The sequence below is a fragment of the Limnobacter sp. genome, from assembly GCF_046297615.1.
Lineage (GTDB): Bacteria > Pseudomonadota > Gammaproteobacteria > Burkholderiales > Burkholderiaceae_B > Limnobacter.
This window is the reverse complement of record NZ_JBKBHM010000006.1, coordinates 94334-110075: the sequence shown is the minus strand read 5'-3', so window position 1 is coordinate 110075 and position 15742 is coordinate 94334. Positions and strand designations below refer to the sequence as shown.

Annotated in this window: 16 protein-coding genes; 12 read left to right on the top strand and 4 right to left on the bottom strand. The window is 58.9% G+C overall.

Annotated elements, in window-relative coordinates; genetic code table 11:
• Nucleotides 1-17 precede the first annotated feature (17 nt).
• Together ACK4FF_RS12610 and ACK4FF_RS12605 are read left to right on the top strand one after the other, a co-directional pair.
• Nucleotides 18-701 carry a hypothetical protein gene (locus ACK4FF_RS12610; RefSeq protein WP_409709806.1) on the top strand — a complete coding sequence of 228 codons (684 nt, stop codon included), beginning with the start codon at nucleotides 18-20 and terminating at the stop codon, nucleotides 699-701.
• A complete protein-coding gene (locus ACK4FF_RS12605) occupies nucleotides 698-1570 on the top strand; it encodes a DMT family transporter (protein WP_409709804.1) in 873 nt (290 codons plus the stop codon). The genes ACK4FF_RS12610 and ACK4FF_RS12605 overlap by 4 nt, the downstream gene beginning before the upstream one ends.
• 23 nt (nucleotides 1571-1593) lie before the next feature.
• Here the strand turns inward: ACK4FF_RS12605 and ACK4FF_RS12600 are convergent, their stop codons facing one another.
• Nucleotides 1594-3231 carry a hypothetical protein gene (locus ACK4FF_RS12600; RefSeq protein WP_409709801.1) on the bottom strand — a complete coding sequence of 546 codons (1638 nt, stop codon included), beginning with the start codon at nucleotides 3229-3231 and terminating at the stop codon, nucleotides 1594-1596.
• Nucleotides 3224-3667, bottom strand: coding sequence for a TadE/TadG family type IV pilus assembly protein (locus ACK4FF_RS12595; protein WP_409709798.1), 444 nt, complete (start codon nucleotides 3665-3667; stop codon nucleotides 3224-3226). The genes ACK4FF_RS12600 and ACK4FF_RS12595 overlap by 8 nt, the downstream gene beginning before the upstream one ends.
• A 241-nt stretch (nucleotides 3668-3908) precedes the next feature.
• Between ACK4FF_RS12595 and ACK4FF_RS12590 the strand changes: the two genes are divergently transcribed.
• The gene (locus ACK4FF_RS12590) at nucleotides 3909-5177 is read left to right on the top strand and encodes a hypothetical protein (RefSeq protein ID WP_409709795.1); all 1269 of its coding nucleotides are present in this window, start codon (nucleotides 3909-3911) and stop codon (nucleotides 5175-5177) included.
• Here the strand turns inward: ACK4FF_RS12590 and ACK4FF_RS12585 are convergent, their stop codons facing one another.
• Entirely contained in the window at nucleotides 5178-5753 is a 576-nt protein-coding gene (locus ACK4FF_RS12585; RefSeq protein ID WP_409709792.1) for a hypothetical protein, read from the bottom strand. It lies immediately after the preceding gene.
• 96 nt (nucleotides 5754-5849) lie between these two features.
• Here ACK4FF_RS12585 and ACK4FF_RS12580 point away from each other — a divergent pair, with 96 nt between their 5' ends.
• The 9 genes from ACK4FF_RS12580 to ACK4FF_RS12540 all read left to right on the top strand — a co-directional run bounded on the left by ACK4FF_RS12580 (nucleotide 5850) and on the right by ACK4FF_RS12540 (nucleotide 15070).
• The gene (locus ACK4FF_RS12580; RefSeq protein WP_409709789.1) at nucleotides 5850-6242 is read left to right on the top strand and encodes a PA2779 family protein; all 393 of its coding nucleotides are present in this window, start codon (nucleotides 5850-5852) and stop codon (nucleotides 6240-6242) included.
• A gap of 14 nt (nucleotides 6243-6256) precedes the next feature.
• Nucleotides 6257-7228 carry a PA2778 family cysteine peptidase gene (locus ACK4FF_RS12575; protein ID WP_409709786.1) on the top strand — a complete coding sequence of 324 codons (972 nt, stop codon included), beginning with the start codon at nucleotides 6257-6259 and terminating at the stop codon, nucleotides 7226-7228.
• Nucleotides 7225-7503, top strand: coding sequence for a SemiSWEET transporter (locus ACK4FF_RS12570; protein ID WP_409709783.1), 279 nt, complete (start codon nucleotides 7225-7227; stop codon nucleotides 7501-7503). Before ACK4FF_RS12575 ends, ACK4FF_RS12570 begins: the two co-directional genes overlap by 4 nt.
• Nucleotides 7500-8228 carry an SDR family NAD(P)-dependent oxidoreductase gene (locus tag ACK4FF_RS12565; protein ID WP_409709780.1) on the top strand — a complete coding sequence of 243 codons (729 nt, stop codon included), beginning with the start codon at nucleotides 7500-7502 and terminating at the stop codon, nucleotides 8226-8228. Before ACK4FF_RS12570 ends, ACK4FF_RS12565 begins: the two co-directional genes overlap by 4 nt.
• Before the next feature lie 76 nt (nucleotides 8229-8304).
• Nucleotides 8305-9447 carry an efflux RND transporter periplasmic adaptor subunit gene (locus ACK4FF_RS12560; protein ID WP_409709777.1) on the top strand — a complete coding sequence of 381 codons (1143 nt, stop codon included), beginning with the start codon at nucleotides 8305-8307 and terminating at the stop codon, nucleotides 9445-9447.
• Between the two features lie 5 nt (nucleotides 9448-9452).
• The gene (locus ACK4FF_RS12555) at nucleotides 9453-12593 is read left to right on the top strand and encodes an efflux RND transporter permease subunit (protein WP_409709774.1); all 3141 of its coding nucleotides are present in this window, start codon (nucleotides 9453-9455) and stop codon (nucleotides 12591-12593) included.
• A complete protein-coding gene (locus ACK4FF_RS12550) occupies nucleotides 12590-13171 on the top strand; it encodes a TetR/AcrR family transcriptional regulator (RefSeq protein ID WP_409709771.1) in 582 nt (193 codons plus the stop codon). The genes ACK4FF_RS12555 and ACK4FF_RS12550 overlap by 4 nt, the downstream gene beginning before the upstream one ends.
• Nucleotides 13172-13244: 73 nt before the next feature.
• Nucleotides 13245-14255 (top strand): FecCD family ABC transporter permease, encoded by a 1011-nt coding sequence (locus tag ACK4FF_RS12545; protein WP_409709768.1) that lies wholly within the window; start codon nucleotides 13245-13247, stop codon nucleotides 14253-14255.
• Nucleotides 14255-15070: an ABC transporter ATP-binding protein gene (locus ACK4FF_RS12540; RefSeq protein WP_409709765.1), complete on the top strand. Its 816-nt coding sequence runs from the start codon at nucleotides 14255-14257 to the stop codon at nucleotides 15068-15070. Before ACK4FF_RS12545 ends, ACK4FF_RS12540 begins: the two co-directional genes overlap by 1 nt.
• Here the strand turns inward: ACK4FF_RS12540 and ACK4FF_RS12535 are convergent.
• Complete coding sequence (locus ACK4FF_RS12535; protein ID WP_409709762.1) at nucleotides 15055-15687, bottom strand: class I SAM-dependent methyltransferase; 633 nt, start codon at nucleotides 15685-15687, stop codon at nucleotides 15055-15057. The genes ACK4FF_RS12540 and ACK4FF_RS12535 overlap by 16 nt on opposite strands.
• Between the last annotated feature and the right edge of the window lie 55 nt (nucleotides 15688-15742).

Below are 15742 nucleotides of genomic sequence, written 5' to 3'. Positions count from 1 at the left end.
TTGTTTAGAATGGGGCAATGATGACAACAACACCCCTGTCCATGCCGCACACCGTTAACAAAGGCCTCGTCACCGCCCTGGGCCTGTTCCTGACCTTTACAGCCTTGGCGCAGGCCCCTGCCCAAAAGAAGGCAACCTCGGGTAACGTGGAACTTGTCCCGTCAGCGCGCTTGGTGGTCAACAACCCACCCCAGGTGACCGAACAGGAACTCAAAGCCTGCCTTCAGCAGGAACTGAGTGCATCCGAACAGTTTGACGCCTTGAACAAGGAAGCCGATGTGCTCAAAGAGCGCGAGCGCGCTTTGCGCACCGCCCGGGGCAATCTGGAAGCTGACCGCATGGCGATGAACAAAACAAAACCATCGGCCACCGACATAGCCCGCTACAACATCCGCATTGATGTCTTCAACCGCGACAGCGCAGACTTCAACACCGACAAAGAGGCCTTGGACCGCAAACAACAGGCCTTGGACAACTGGATTGGCACCACCCTCAAACCAGCCTGTAACCCGGTTCAAAACAAACCGGTGCCCGTGATGGTGAGCTACTACGCCTGTGAATGGGACAAAGCGAGCAGCCCGCTGCAAGCCCTGCCATTCTGCAGCAGCCTGGAGAACCGTGCGGAGCTGACACAATGCGCGGCCAGTGCCGGAAACAAAGCCAATGCGCTGGAACAATGCAGCACCCGTAAGGCCCCATGAAACCCCGCCACTGGTTGAACCTGCTGGCCCTGTCCATGATCTGGGGCTGCTCGTTTATTTTCTTCAAAATTGCAGCCCCTGAAATGCAGGCCCCTTTTCTGGCGTGGGCCAGGGTGCTGACCGGTGCGCTTTTTCTGGGGCTGCTGTACAAAGCCACGCAGCAACCCACGCATGTGCTTCAACATTGGCGGGTGTTGGTCTGGATCGCAGCCTTCGCGGCCACCCTGCCTTTCATGTTGTTTGCTTGGGCATCAAAAAGTGTGAATGCCTCGGTACTGGTGATTCTGAATGCCACTGCGCCCATCTGGTCAGCCATTATTCAGGCGCTACTACACCGCAAAGCCCCCCAGCCACTGGCTGTTGTCGGTCTGTTGCTGGGCATGGCGGGCGTCAGCCTGATTGTCAGCCGCAACTTGGGGAACCTGAACGAACTGGTGCACAGCCAGGCCGCGCTGGGCATGCTGGCAGCGCTTGCAGCAGCAGCCTGTTATGGTGTGGCCACCAACATGACTTTGGGCATGGGCAAACACCTTGACCACCGAAGCAATGCCTTGGGCTGCCTGGTGTATGCCACGGTGCAGTTGAGTTTGCTGGCCCCGTTCACCGCACCGGAACAATTGCCCAGTGCTGCTGCCATGTGGGCCACCTTGGGCGTAGGTGTGCTTTGCAGTGGCGTGGCGTATCTGATTTATTTCAAACTGGCCGATGAGATTGGGCCCACATCAGCCCTCACCGTGACCTTTCTCACCCCGATTTTTGGAATTCTGTGGAGTGTGCTGCTGCTTGGGGAATCCATTGGCTGGGAAACCCCAGTCGGTGGACTTGTGGTGCTGTCGGGCACGTATCTGGTTCTCAAACACAGCCGTTAGACGGCACGACGGGTTGATGTGTTTCAACGCGTCAACACAACGCTTTGACAGTCCACTGAATTCACATTGACCTGAACCTGATTCAGGTTCACGCCCAACACGGGTAACAACCCATCAAGAATGGAACCCACCGTGCCGAGAATCGGGCTTAACACAGGCGTCAGCGCAGTCAACAAGCTGCTGAGCAAGCCATTGAGCAGGCCACCCACCACAGGCACCTGTATGCCCAAATTCAGTTGGGTGTTGCTCAGCAAATTCTGCAAAGTACCGCCCAGGCTCAGGTTCACAGTGCGTGCGTACGGCGGCTGACCTGTGAAATCAACCTCAGTCGGGTTGGGCCTGAGCGTGGCAGAGGCACCCAAAGTTACGCCGGTATTGACCAAACCCAACAAGGTCACCGACAGAATATTGGCCGGGGCACCGCAGGTGAGCGCACCAACGGTGGTGTTCAGGTTGGCCGAACTTTGAGCAATGCACACGTCCGCCACCGAGGGCACCACAGTCATGCTGACGGTGTTGCTGGTGCGTGGGTAATGGCAGCGCAAATCATTCACTTCCGCCAAGCCACCAGCAACGCGCAGTTGCACGCTCATGTCCAAGGCACTGATGGCCACAAGGGCAATGTTGATGTTCAACGGTTGGCGTATCCTCAAGGTCAAACCCACCTGCGCGGTTTTGGCCTGAACCAAGGGGTCTTTGTACGGCAGCTTTCGGCCAACAAACACCTGAGGCGGCTCGAGAATTCGAACGCCGACGTCCAGATTCAACAAACCCGAGGTGATCGGCAAGGTGTAGCCCACGCCTTTGGTGGCTGTCAGCAAAGTGGCCTGCGCCAAAGGGCCCAGGCCGAGGTCCAGTGCGGTGTTGGTGCGGCCAGACAAGTCCAGCGCCAACAAATCACCCACACGCACCAATCGGTTGTTCAATGGCCCGGTCAGCGAGCCAAGTATGCCTTGCAACTGGCTGTTTTGCGCTGCATCGCCGTCGCCCAAAGTCACCGCCTCCTGCAGCAGACGCAAGGCAGACACATTCAGGTTCAACAAGTCATTCAAAGTGGCGGCACCCAAGCGAGTTTGCAGGGCCAGCAGGTCCAGGGTGATGTTGCTGCCCAGCAGAGCCCCCCATTGCGCGACACTCAAATTCACATTGCCGCCACCCAGCGCGGTCAACAAGCCATTGAGCAAAGCGGATTGCTGGGTACTGACCGTGGCCAACGTTGAGGACACCGTTCCAATGACGGTGGGCGCTGTAGTGGCTTCGGACACCACGGTCACGGTGCGGCCAGAAAACCCCGGAAGAATGGATGGCAAAGTGCGGGTGACACTGACCCGCGCGGTGATTGCATTGTTGCAGTCATTGCTGACCACGTTGTTGATGATGCATCGGATGGTGAGCGTGTCGGTGCCCAACACCCCGTTTTTTGTGGCGATGTCGCGGGCAGCGCTGAACCCAGGCCCGTCCGACATCTGTCGGGCAGCCGTCATGGCCACAAGGTCGGACAAGCCCTGCAGCTGATTCTTTTGCCAGGCCGAATGCCCAACTGCAAGTACACCCAGGGCCGACAGCGACATCACTATCACACCGACCATGAGCAATGAATACACGCCGCGTTGTTGCTGGCGTGCCAGAGCATTGACGGCTGTGAACAGCCGATCAGCCATTGTTGGGCTCAACCCGCGTCACTGACTGAACCGTCAAAGAGGCGGGCAAAGGCAGCAACTTGTAGTTCATGACCAGCGGGTTGGTCTTGTAATTCGGATAGGTCAGAGTGAGGGTCAGACAGGTGGAATCGCCGCAGGTCTGCGAGGTCACGGTGCGCTGCACGTTCTGGCGGAAGGCGCCCACGTACGTGGGCAAGTTGTTGTTCAATGCATTCAGGGCAAAGGACTGGTACTGAGCCAGGGTGTAGCCACTGCGGTAAACCGTGGTTTGGCGCGCTGATTCATTGGCCGTGTTGTTCATCACAATGAGGGCACCCAACATGACGGCGTATTCAATCAGGCCGAATACCACCATCAGCATCACCGGCAAGGTAATGGCCAATTCGACCATAGTGGCCCCTCGGTGTCGGGCTTTGAGTCTGCGAGAAAAGCGCATTGATTTCTCCGGCTGGAAAGGTGTTCGTTGACCAGTGAATTGTCGGCTGTTCGAGGGTGAATCGATAGGTCGAATACCCCCCAAATGGGGAGCCTTCTCCCCAATTTCATACCTCACCCCCCCTCCCATCCCCCCCAAAGAGGGAATGAACTTGGCTTGTTGATCGGCATTCTTTCGGATACAGTGTCAGCACTTTACTTACAAATGATTACACCATTTTGGGTATTTTACGGAGAAAAACATGAGTTTGGAACAAATCGACGCTACAGTTGGACAAGTGAATACCATTCAGGGGGAAGTCAGTCTGGTTCGCGCCGGACAGGCTCCAGTGGCCCTAAAGGAGGGCATGGAAATCCGTCACGGCGATGTGCTGAAAGCCTCAACAGGGTCCAGCGCATCGGTGGTCATTCCGGGCGCAGCCAATCAGGTCAGCTCAACCCTGGACATTCAGAATGGTGCTGAAGCCAAAGTGAATTTTGACCCCAATGCGGGCAAAGGCGGCCAGGTCAGCATTGAGCGCCTGAGTGATGAGGGCACTGGAACATTGACCATGACCCAAGACGGCCCCGGCGAGAATGTGGCCGCAGTGGTGCAAGGCGAAGAGTCAGGCGTGGTTTCCGGTTTGTTTGGCGCAGGCCTGATGGCGGGCGGCAGTCTGTTTGTTCCCGGCTTGGGTGCGGTGGCTGCTGGTGCATTTGTTGCATCAAGCCTCGACGACAACACGGACGGCAGTAGCGGTGGGAATCCCAACGCCAACCCCATCCCCACGCCTGCTGACACAGTGGGCGGCGTGATTGGCACCGTGGAAAACCTCAGCACTAACCTGGACAACCTCACCGAGTCCATCCCGGTGGTGGGCACACTGGTGGACACAATCACGGATGTGTTGGCCGGTAATGGCGGTAACCCCAGCCTTATTCCACCCTTGGTCGGCGGGGTGACCAACTCATTGCTGGACATCACCAATCAATTGGCCAACGCCACGGATGGTATTCCGGTGATTGGTGAATTGACCGATGTGTTGAGCCAGATTCTGCAAGGGGACAACTCGGGTGGCCTGTCGGGTATTTTGTCGGGCTTGGGCAACGGCTTGGACAACGCCTTGGCCTCCACACCGCTGGCCCCGCTGGGCGATGTGCTGAACACCGTGTTGAATGGCACCGACAGCCTGAACCTCGGCCCCCTGAGTGGTGGTTTGGTGGGTGGGCTTGAAACTGTGGCTGACGCTTTATCAGGCTTCGGAGGCAATACGCCTTTGGCGGATGTGACTCAACTGCTGGCCGATGTGGTGGGTACCTCGGGTGACGCCAACACATCGGTGGGTGGGGGCCTGTTGGGTGGAAACCTGTTGGGCGGACTGCTTTCAGGGGGCGAGGCCTTGTCCCAGATTCCGATCCTCGGCGATGTTCTGGGACAGGTCACCTCAATTGCCTCAAACGCTGGGGGCGACGGTGGCTTGCTCGGTGCGCTGCCCCTGGACCCCAGCAAACTGGCTCAAGGCCTGGCCTGATCAGTCGTCTCGACCTCGACCACGTCCACGATCACCGTGGTCGTGGCGGTCATGGCGATCGTATCGATCACCCCGACGGTCGTCCCAGCGGTCGTCGCGGCGCTCTTCCCTGCGCCCGTCCCTGTAACCATCGCGGTAGGCGTGGCGCTCTCCCCGGTCATAGAAGTGGTCATAACCACCGCCTCCCCGGTACACACGCTGAGGCGTGTAAATGTAACGGCGCTCAATGTAGCGGTCATCCCAGTCGTTGTAGTAGTCGTGGGACTTCACAAAATAGACCGGGCGCGCACAGGCCCCGTAACGTGAGCAATGACGATCCCAGTGCCGCAAATGCCCTGGGGGTACATGCAAGTACCAAGGATCGTATATTCTGGAGCTGCGCTGGATCAACAGGGGTTCGCCGTACACCAACAAGGGACGTTGATTGCCAATGTTGACTCGGCCATACACGCCGGGTGCTACTTCACCATTGATACCGATGGATATGCCAATGTCTCCGGCTTGTGCGGGGCTGACCGAAAGCACTGCTCCGAAGGCCAGAACTGCACCCATCCATTTCATTACCAAAGTACGCATCACAGGTCTCCGTGGTTGTGATGTCAACAAAAACGCAATCCAAGCCGTTCGGTTGACGGCTGTCACATCAATTCACAGTTAAATTCGAGGAACTTTATGAATACTCAGGTAACCCGCAAGTTCAAAGCCGTGGCTGTGGCCACTTTGATTTCCTTCGGTGCCATCAGCGCCGCACAACCGGTCATGGCTGCGATGGTCAGCACCGAACAGGCCATGGTTCAGCATCAGGACCGCGGCGAGCTCAAACAGTTCTTCGACCGGGACAACGTGGTCAGCGCCTTGGAGAAATTCGGTGTCAGCCCTGAAGACGCCAAAGCCCGCGTGGATGCGATGACCGACGATGAAGCAGCACGACTGGCCTCTCACATTGAGAACGCACCGGCAGGGGCCGGCATTATTGGTACACTCTTTACCGTGTTCATTATCCTGTTGGTCACGGACATCCTCGGTTTCACCAAGGTGTTCCCGTTCACCCGTTCCATTCGATGATCGTTAAAGCACCGATGAAACAGCCTGCGCACCTTGCGCGCTGGGCTGTGCTGACCCTGGCACTGACCGGGGTAGCCGCGTTGTCCACTGGGTGCGCCATAACCGCGCAAGTTCCCGCAGAGGTTGCACAAATCACGGCCAGCCAGAAACCGGTTGAGCTGAAGGATGTCCCGTTTTTTGCCCAAACCGAGCATTACTGCGGGCCCTCTGCTCTGGCCATGGCCATCAACTACCGTGGCGGGAAAACCAACCCGGACCAATTGGCCCCGATGCTGGTGGTGCCCGACCGGAAAGGCAGCCTGCAACTGGAAATGCTGAGCGCCCCGCGCCGCCAAAACTTCCTGGGCCTTGAAATCGACCCCAAACCCGCTGCCCTGCTGGACGCGCTGAACGCCCGCTACCCCGTGGTCGTGTTGTTGAACATGAGCCTGAACATCGCACCACAGTGGCATTACGCCGTGGTGGTTGGGTATGACCCAGCCCGCGATGAGGTGCTGATGCGCTCGGGCACCGAGCAAAGGCAAGCCTTGCCCATGGCCACCTTCCTCAAACTGTGGGGCCGAAGCCGCTATTGGGGCATGGTCGTGAGCAAAGCAGGCGAGCCTGTGCCTGAATTCATTTCTGCTCAAAGTTACTTGAACGCCGCGGTCGGTTTGGAGCGCGGTCAGCATGAGCAAAGCTTGGCTGTGTACCAACTTGGGGCTGAACGCTGGCCACAGGAACCCTATTTCTACTTCGGCGCAGGCAATGTGCTGTATCAGAAGAAGGCCTACCAAGACGCTGAGGCCCAGTTCTCCAAAGCCGTGTCCATCTATCCATCGCTGGCCGATGGCTGGAACAACCTGGCTGAAACCCTGATGCAGCTCGGTCGCCCCCAAGAAGCCAGGGCTGCGGTCAACAAAGCCATTTCCTTGGGCGGCCCACGATTGGCGGCCTACGAGGACACAGCCAACCGACTGGATGGCAAAAACACCGCCAAACCATGAATGACTGGGGCATTCAGGCCTTGGGCTATGTGGCTGCCTGCTTGACCACCTTGGCCTTCATTCCGCAGGTGGTGTATTGCTGGCGCACCAGGGACACCACCAGCATTTCCCTGGGCATGTACACCAGTTTTTGCCTCGGCGTGTTTTTATGGTTGGTGTACGGTGTGTTGGCTGAGCAATGGCCGGTGGTGGCGGCCAATTTGGTCACCTTCGTGTTGGCCGGATCCATCTGGTGGCTGAAACTCACCGCTAAATCACCCAGGAATCGCCCATGAAACCAGCCTTGGTATTCATCACAGGCCACAACAGGGGCCTGGGCTTTGCCTTAATGGAACGCGCCCTTGAATTGGGACACCCCGTGGTGGGCCTTGGGCGCCGTTGCATTCCTGAACGCGAGGGTTTGACGCAATTTGAAGTGAACCTCGCCGACGCGGACGGGCTTGCCCAGTGGCTGGAAGCAGGCCACCTGAACTCGGTCATTGAGCCGGGCCGAGAACTTTGGCTGATCAACAATGCGGGCACCGTTCAACCGGTTCGGCAAGCGTTGACCACCCGGCCAGCCGACCTGCCACCGGCCATTGCGCTGAATGTCACCGCGCCAATGCTGCTGAGCACTGCCATGCTTCATTGGGCCTGTGACACTCAACCCGTTCGCATCATGCACATCTCAAGCGGCGCAGCACGCACCCCTTACAGCGGGTGGAGCGTGTACTGCACCACCAAAGCCGCGCTGGACATGCATGCCCGGGCCATCCATCTGGAAGCCCACCCGGGGGTTCGAATCTGCAGCATGGCCCCCGGTGTCATCGACACCGACATGCAGGCTGAATTGCGCAACACCGACGAGCGAAACTTTCCAAACCGCCAGCGGTTTGTCGGCCTGCACAACGACCACGCACTAACAAGCCCGGCTGAATGCGCACGCGCGCTGCTGGCCCACCTGGGCTGCGACCGTTTTGGAACCAAACCGATCGGGGATGTGCGGCAACTTTCTGGCTGAATTGGTATTAACACGGGTACACAAACCTGTGCCTGAATGAGAGAATGAACGTTCATTCAGTTTTTCAGCAGGCACCATGAAGCACACCCAAGCGCCCTTGCGCAGCCTGTCGGCTGTGGCCACCCTCGCCCTGTTGATCACCGCCTGCAGCCCAAAAGGCGACGCTCCGGGGGCTGCCCCACCCCCTGCCCCCAAGGTTCGGGTGCAAACGATTCAGCCCCAGAATGCCACCATCAGCACCGAGTTGCCCGGCCGCACACTGGCTTTTCAAGAGGCTGAGGTTCGCCCACAGGTCAGCGGCATTCTCAAATCGCGGTTGTTCACCGAGGGCATGGACATCAAGGCGGGAACCACCCTGTATCAAATTGACCCAGCCACTTACCAAGCTGCGCTGAGCAGTGCCCAAGCGGCGCTGGACAAAGCGAACGCCAACCTGGTAACCGCCGAAGCCCGCAGCAAACGGTTCGAGGCTCTGGCTGAAGGCAACGCGGTCAGCCAGCAGGAACGTGACGATGCCAAAGCCGCTCTGCTGCAAGCGCGTGCCGATGTGGCCGCCACCAAAGCGGCCTTGCAAAACGCCCAAATTCAGCTGAATTACACCCGTGTGTATGCCCCAATCAGCGGCCGAATCAGCCGCTCATCGGTGACCGCCGGGGCCTTGGTACAGGCCAATCAGGCTCAGGCGCTCGCTCGCATCGTGCAACTGGACCCTCTGTACGTTGACCTCACCCAATCCACAGCGGAATTGCTCAAACTGCGTCAGCAAGTGGCCAGCGGGCAGCTGAAATCGACCGGGCAAGGCAAAGTCGCTGTCAAACTGATGCTGGAAGACGGCACAGAACACCCGCAAGAAGGCAGCCTGCAGTTCTCGGAAGCCACCGTGGACCCAACCACAGGCACAGTCACCCTCAGGGCCATTGTGCCCAACCCAAAACGCGCGCTGCTGCCCGGTATGTATGTGCGTGCGCAGCTGGCCACTGGTGTGCGTGAAAGTGCCATTCTGGTGCCACAAAAGGCCCTCGCCCGTGACAACACGGGTGCCGCCGTGGTGTATCTGCTGGGCGCAAACAACACGGTGGAACGCAGGCCCGTGAAAACAGCGCAAGCTGTGGGCGACCAGTGGGTGATCAGTGAAGGCCTGAAAGAAGGCGAAGTATTGATTGTTGAAGGGTTACAGAAGGTCAAGCCAGGCCAACCTGCTGAAGTGATCAAGGAGTAACGGTCATGTCGCGGTTTTTCATTGATCGGCCCATCTTCGCCTGGGTCATTTCCATCGTCATCATGCTGGCTGGGGTGCTGGGTATTCTGAAACTGCCCATCGCCCAATTCCCGGCCATCGCCCCACCGGCAGTCACCATTGCAGCCACCTACCCCGGTGCATCGGCCCAAACCCTGCAGGATTCAGTCACGCAGGTGATTGAGCAGCGCATGACGGGCCTTGACGGCTTGCGCTACATGAAGTCCACCAGCGACTCCACCGGCCGTTTGCGCATTGAACTGACCTTTGAGCCAGGCACCAACCCCGACATTGCGCAAGTGCAGGTGCAGAACAAACTGGCGCTGGCCATTCCGGTATTGCCCGAGGATGTGCAACGCCAGGGCGTACAAGTCACCAAAAGTGCCACGGGTTACCTGCTGGTCATCTCACTGATCTCCAGCCGGCCCGACATTAGCTCCGTGGACATTGCCGACTTCATCACCACCAACATTCAAGACGCCATCAGCCGTGTCAGCGGTGTGGGTGAAACACAGGTGTTCGGGGGTTCATACGCCATGCGCATTTGGCTGGACCCTTACAAAATGGACCAGTTCAAGCTGACCGTGGCCGAGGTGAAAAACGCCATCCGTGCGCAAAATGCGCAGGTGTCAGCGGGCGAACTGGGTGCTGTGCCTGCCGTGCCCGGCCAAACACTGAACGCCACCATCACGGCGCAAAGCCGTTTGCAGTCCGCCAAAGAGTTTGAGCAGATCGTACTCAAGTCCACCACCAACGGGGGCGTGGTGAAACTGGGCGACGTGGCCCGAGTGGCCATGGGCAGTGAAAACTACAGCTTCACGCCCCGCTACAACGGGCAGTTCGCCTCCGGTATCGGTATTCGGCTGGCATCCGGCGCCAATGCGCTGGACACAGCCGAGGCCGTGCAAAAAGAAATGCAGCGCCTGACGCCCTTGTTGCCCGAGCACATGAGCTGGCAAGTGTCCTACGACACCACCCCCTTCGTGAAACTGTCCATTGAAGGCGTGGTGAAAACACTGATCGAAGCCATTGTGCTGGTGTTTTTGGTGATGTACCTGTTCCTGCAAAACTTCCGGGCCACCCTCATTCCCACTATCGCAGTGCCGGTGGTGTTGCTGGGCACCTTCGCTGTGTTGGCCGCGTTCGGTTATTCAATCAACACACTGACCATGTTTGCAACCGTGTTGGCCATCGGCTTGCTGGTGGATGACGCCATTGTGGTGGTTGAAAACGTTGAACGCATCATGAGCGAAGAGGGCCTGAGCCCATTAGAGGCCACGCGCAAATCGATGGACCAGATCACCGGCGCGCTGGTGGGTATTGGCCTGGTGCTGTCGGCCGTGTTCGTGCCCATGGCTTTTTTCCCCGGTTCTGCCGGGGTCATCTACCGCCAGTTTTCGGTCACCATTGTGGCCGCCATGTCCCTGTCGGTGCTGGTGGCTTTGGTGCTGACACCCGCGCTGTGCGCCTCCTTGCTCAAGCCGGTGAACAAGGGCCACACCCACGCCACTAAAGGCTTCTTCGGCGGCTTTAACCGCTGGTTCGATGCAGGCATTGCAAGGTACCAGGGCACAGTCGGCCGCATGCTCAACAAGTCAGGCCGATACCTGTTGATTTATGCTGGCCTTGTCGCGGTGATGGTCTGGATGTTTTTCCGCCTGCCCACCTCGTTCCTGCCCGATGAAGACCAGGGCGTGTTCTTCACGCAAGTGCAATTGCCCGCTGGTGCCACTCAGGAGCAGACGCTGGAAGTGCTCAAAAAAATGGAAAACCATTTCCTGACTGAGGAAAAAGGCGCTGTGCGCTCCTTGTTCACCATTGCAGGTTTCAACTTTTCCGGCACTGGCCAAAACATGGGCTTGGGGTTTGTGCGCCTGCGCGACTGGAGCGAGCGCCCCGGCAAAGAGAACGAAGCCAAAGCCGTGGTGGCACGGGCCATGAAAACCTTCTCTGGCTGGCCTGAGGCTCAGGCCCTGGCCTTCGCACCACCGCCCATCCGCGAACTGGGCAATGCCACGGGCTTCAACTTTTTCATTCAAGACCGTTCAGGTGTAGGCCGCGACACCATGCTGCAGGCCCGAAATACCTTGCTGCAGGCTGCCTCGAAAGACCCGGTGCTCACCGCCGTTCGCCCCAATGCGCAAGCGGACACCCCCCAGTTCAAGCTCGACATTGACATTCCCAAGGCCGGTGCTCTGGGTGTGAACATGGCCGATGTGAACGATGCCCTAACCACCGCTTGGGGCGGCACCTATGTGAATGACTTCATCGACCGGGGCCGCGTCAAAAAAGTGTTTGTTCAAGCCGATGCGCCATTCCGCATGCAGCCCGACGACATTGGCCGATGGACGGTGCGCAACCGCGAGGGCAACATGGTGCCCCTGTCCAACTTCGCCAAGGCCAGTTGGAACATTGGCTCGCCCCGTCTTGAACGCTACAACGGTCTGCCCGCCCTGGAAATTCTGGGTCAGGCCGCACCCGGCATGAGCACTGGCGATGCCATGGCTGCCATTGAAACCATCGCCGAGCAGTTGCCGCAAGGCGTCGGCATTGAATGGACTGGCCTGTCCTATGAGGAAAAACAATCAGGCTCGCAAGCGCCGCTGCTGTATGCCATTTCCTTGCTGGTGGTGTTTCTGTGTCTGGCTGCGCTGTACGAAAGCTGGACCATTCCCATCGCGGTGATGCTGATCGTGCCCCTGGGTGTGGTGGGTGCTCTGTTTGCAACTGGCCTGCGTGGCTTGGCCAACGACGTGTACTTTCAGGTCGCCCTGCTCACCACCGTGGGCTTGTCAGCCAAGAATGCCATTCTGATTGTGGAGTTCGCCAAGGAACAGGTGGACCAAGGGGTAGGGTTGATACAGGCCACACTGGACGCTGCACGCATGCGCCTGCGGCCCATTCTGATGACCTCGCTGGCCTTTGGTCTGGGTGTGGTGCCCCTGGCCATTTCCCACGGTGCCGGTTCCGGCAGCCAGAATGCCATTGGCACGGGGGTATTGGGCGGCACCATCGCCGCCACAGCCTTGGGTATTTTCTTTGTGCCTTTGTTCTTCGTGATTGTAAGCCGCTGGTTCTCAGGCTCACACCATGAGCCCAAGACCAATGCACAGGAGACTCGCCCATGAATGCAGTCACCTCGCCAAAAACAGAACTGCGGCGCCAGCAAATTCTGGACGCAGCCAGCGAATGCTTTCGCAAAAGCGGCTTTCATGGTGCCAGCATGGCTGAAATCGCCAAGTCGTTCGGCATGAGTTGTGGGCACATCTACAACTACTTCGACAGCAAAGAAGCCATCATTCGCGCGTTGGTGGAACGTGACATGGAGCAGACCCTGGAACGCATCGCATCGTTGAAGGCAGAACCCGACCTGTTCGCAGGCCTCATGGGGCGAGTGGACGAGGGGGTACAGCGCCGCATCGACAACAGCAGCCTGGACACTGAAATCATGGCCGAGGCCTCCCGCAACGAAACGGTGGCCAAGGTGGTTCAATGCACCGACAGCACCATCCGGCAGGAACTACAAATCCTGCTCGCCACCATTGCGCCACCCGGGCTGAGTGACGAACAACTGGCCATACGCACCACCCTCTTGATTGCGCTGTTTGATGGCTTGATGATTCGCGCCATTCGCGACCCTGGCCTGCAACCTGAAGCCTTGGGACACACCTTGCGCAAGTTGATCGGTCATCTGCTGAGCAACTAACCCTTACGCACTGCCCGCGGGTGCTTGCAGGCTATACTGCGCTAGGCCAATTACTGCATCCGGTTTACTCACTGTGTCCACCAACCCCTCCTTTTCCAGCAATTCACGGCCCTGGCTGTGGCCATTGTTGGCCCTGCTCTGGGTTGGCTCGGGTTTTTGGGCCTTGGGCGCTGGGGCCTACCCGCTGGGGGCTCACGATGTTTGGCAGGCACTGACCGGGCAGACTGGCGGTGTGGCCCAACAAGTGGTGTGGGAAATCCGGCTGCCACGTCTTCTGACCGCGTGGTTGATGGGTGCCTCTTTGGCCGCATCAGGCGCGGCTTACCAGTTGCTGTTTCGCAACCCCTTGGTGTCGCCCGACATACTGGGGGTTTCCAGCGGTGCAGCACTGGGCGCCATTCTGGGCATTTTTCTGGGGCTGAGTTCATTGGGTGTACAAGCCATGGCCTTTGCCTTGGGCTTGGGAACAGTGGCCCTCGTCTTCCTGCTGAGCCAGTTTCAACAACGCGGTGACCGGCTGCTGAACCTGGTGTTGACCGGGCTGGCCTTGGCAGCCCTCACGGGTGCATTCACCGCCCTGCTGAAGGCCTTGGCAGACCCCTACGAACAACTGCCCGCCATGTCGTTCTGGCTGATGGGTAGCCTGGCCCAATCACGGCTTGACCACACCCTGAACGCACTGCCCTGGATCGCGGGCTGTACCGCGGTGCTGTTCGCACTGCGCTGGCCTTTGAACGCCTTGGCACTGGGCATGAACCAGGCCATCACGGTGGGCGTATCAGCGCGCCGTGTTCAAGCCTTGGTGGTGGCGTGCAGCACCTTGATGACAGCCATCGCCGTGGCCCAAGTGGGTGTTGTGGCCTGGGTCGGTCTAATCATTCCCCACGCTGCACGTCTGCTGACCGGGCCTGCTTTTCCGCGCATGCTGCCCGTGTCCATGGCCATGGGTGCTGTTTTCCTCGCGATGGTGGACACGGTTTGCCGCAGTTGGGGGTCGCATGAAATCCCGCTGGGCGTGGTGACTGCGATGGTGGGGGGCCCCGTGTTTCTGCTGCTTCTGATGCGCAGCCAAAGGCCAAGCTGATGATGCCCAACACCGACACCGACACCGCACTGCTGACGCTCGACCAGTTGACGGTAGGCCACGGCCCCTGCGCAGTGCTTGAGCAGGTGTCTATGGCCGTGCACGCCGGCGACATCGTATGTGTGTTGGGCCCCAACGGCTGCGGTAAATCAACGCTGCTCAGCACCTGCCTGGGCTTGCTGAAACCACTGGCTGGCCAGTCCCTGTTGCAGGGCAAGCCTGTGTCCGCACTCACACCTGCCCAACGGGCCTCGAAAGTGTCACATGTGGCGCAACACGTGGCCGAACAATTGGGATTCCGTGTACTGGACTGGGTGGTGCTGGGCCGCTCAGCCCGTTGGTCTGGTTTTTGGGGCAGCTTGAACGGCCCGCAAGAGGCGGATTATGCTCAGGCAAAACAAGCGCTGGCTGAACTCGGAATCGCAACGCTGGCGCAACGCCTGTACAGCGAACTTTCCGGTGGTCAACAACAGCTGGTGCGCATTGCACAGGCGGTGTGCCAAGACGCCCCCCTCATGACACTGGACGAGCCCACGGCAAACCTTGACCTCGCCAACACGGAACAGGTGCTGCACCTGCTGGAGCAGTGGGCCACCCACACCGGCCGTGGTGTGCTCTTCACCACCCACGACCCTCAACAGGCCTTGCGTTTGAATGCCCAAGTGCTCATGCTGAATCAAGGCCGGGTCATGGCCTTTGGTCAAGCCACAGACGTGTTGACCAACATCAACCTGTCCGCGCTCTACAACCACCCCGTTGAACGGGTGGACACACCGCATGGCCCATGGGTACGCCCCTCTCAATCTCCCCGGTAGGCTGCGCCCCAGTGGTTGTAAGTGAAGAATTTGGGCCCCGGCACATACATGGACTCAATGTCCTCGAATGTGAAGCCCGCCGCCTGCAACAACGCAGGAATGTCACGGTTCAGGTGACAGCCACCCGCCAAGGGTTTCCACATGGGCTGAATACGCCCCTGCCAGCGTCGAATGGTTTCATCGGGCGCAGCACCGTGTTCACAAAACAGCAAACGCCCGTCAGGCTTTAACACGCGGCGAATCTCCTTCAATGCGGTGGCCGGGTCGGGGATGGTGCACAAGGTGTAGGTCATGACCACGGTGTCGATGCTCGCGTCCTCCAGCGGAATCCGCTCGGCGGGCAAGCCCAACAAAGTGACCTTCAACCCCGCCTGCTGAATGCGGCGCTGGGCTTTGGGGTGCATTTGCAGGGCCGGGTCAAGGCCGATCAATTCAGTCACCTGATCGGCGGCGTAATGTGCCATGTTCAACCCGGTGCCTATGCCCACTTCCAGCACCCGCCCCTTTGCACGCGGCACCACCTTGGCCCTTTGGCGTGTGATGGCCTTCATGCCGCAAGCCGATTCTATGAGGTGGGGCAGTACGAACCGTTCGTACCACTGTGTCAACTTCTTCATCGAAAACCTTTAAGGCCTGTGCTAGGCTCATCCACACAACAAAGACAACACGGAG

Excerpts from the sequence above, each read along its gene's own strand:
- ACK4FF_RS12540 (WP_409709765.1), top strand. The coding sequence starts at position 14,255 with ATGATGCCCAACACCGACACCGACACCGCACTGCTGACGCTCGACCAG.
- ACK4FF_RS12585 (WP_409709792.1), bottom strand. The coding sequence starts at position 5,753 with ATGCGTACTTTGGTAATGAAATGGATGGGTGCAGTTCTGGCCTTCGGA.
- ACK4FF_RS12535 (WP_409709762.1), bottom strand. The coding sequence starts at position 15,687 with ATGAAGAAGTTGACACAGTGGTACGAACGGTTCGTACTGCCCCACCTC.
- ACK4FF_RS12610 (WP_409709806.1), top strand. The coding sequence starts at position 18 with ATGATGACAACAACACCCCTGTCCATGCCGCACACCGTTAACAAAGGC.
- ACK4FF_RS12575 (WP_409709786.1), top strand. The coding sequence starts at position 6,257 with ATGAAACAGCCTGCGCACCTTGCGCGCTGGGCTGTGCTGACCCTGGCA.
- ACK4FF_RS12565 (WP_409709780.1), top strand. The coding sequence starts at position 7,500 with ATGAAACCAGCCTTGGTATTCATCACAGGCCACAACAGGGGCCTGGGC.
- ACK4FF_RS12570 (WP_409709783.1), top strand. The coding sequence starts at position 7,225 with ATGAATGACTGGGGCATTCAGGCCTTGGGCTATGTGGCTGCCTGCTTG.
- ACK4FF_RS12580 (WP_409709789.1), top strand. The coding sequence starts at position 5,850 with ATGAATACTCAGGTAACCCGCAAGTTCAAAGCCGTGGCTGTGGCCACT.
- ACK4FF_RS12595 (WP_409709798.1), bottom strand. The coding sequence starts at position 3,667 with ATGCGCTTTTCTCGCAGACTCAAAGCCCGACACCGAGGGGCCACTATG.
- ACK4FF_RS12555 (WP_409709774.1), top strand. The coding sequence starts at position 9,453 with ATGTCGCGGTTTTTCATTGATCGGCCCATCTTCGCCTGGGTCATTTCC.
- ACK4FF_RS12600 (WP_409709801.1), bottom strand. The coding sequence starts at position 3,231 with ATGGCTGATCGGCTGTTCACAGCCGTCAATGCTCTGGCACGCCAGCAA.
- ACK4FF_RS12550 (WP_409709771.1), top strand. The coding sequence starts at position 12,590 with ATGAATGCAGTCACCTCGCCAAAAACAGAACTGCGGCGCCAGCAAATT.
- ACK4FF_RS12605 (WP_409709804.1), top strand. The coding sequence starts at position 698 with ATGAAACCCCGCCACTGGTTGAACCTGCTGGCCCTGTCCATGATCTGG.
- ACK4FF_RS12590 (WP_409709795.1), top strand. The coding sequence starts at position 3,909 with ATGAGTTTGGAACAAATCGACGCTACAGTTGGACAAGTGAATACCATT.
- ACK4FF_RS12560 (WP_409709777.1), top strand. The coding sequence starts at position 8,305 with ATGAAGCACACCCAAGCGCCCTTGCGCAGCCTGTCGGCTGTGGCCACC.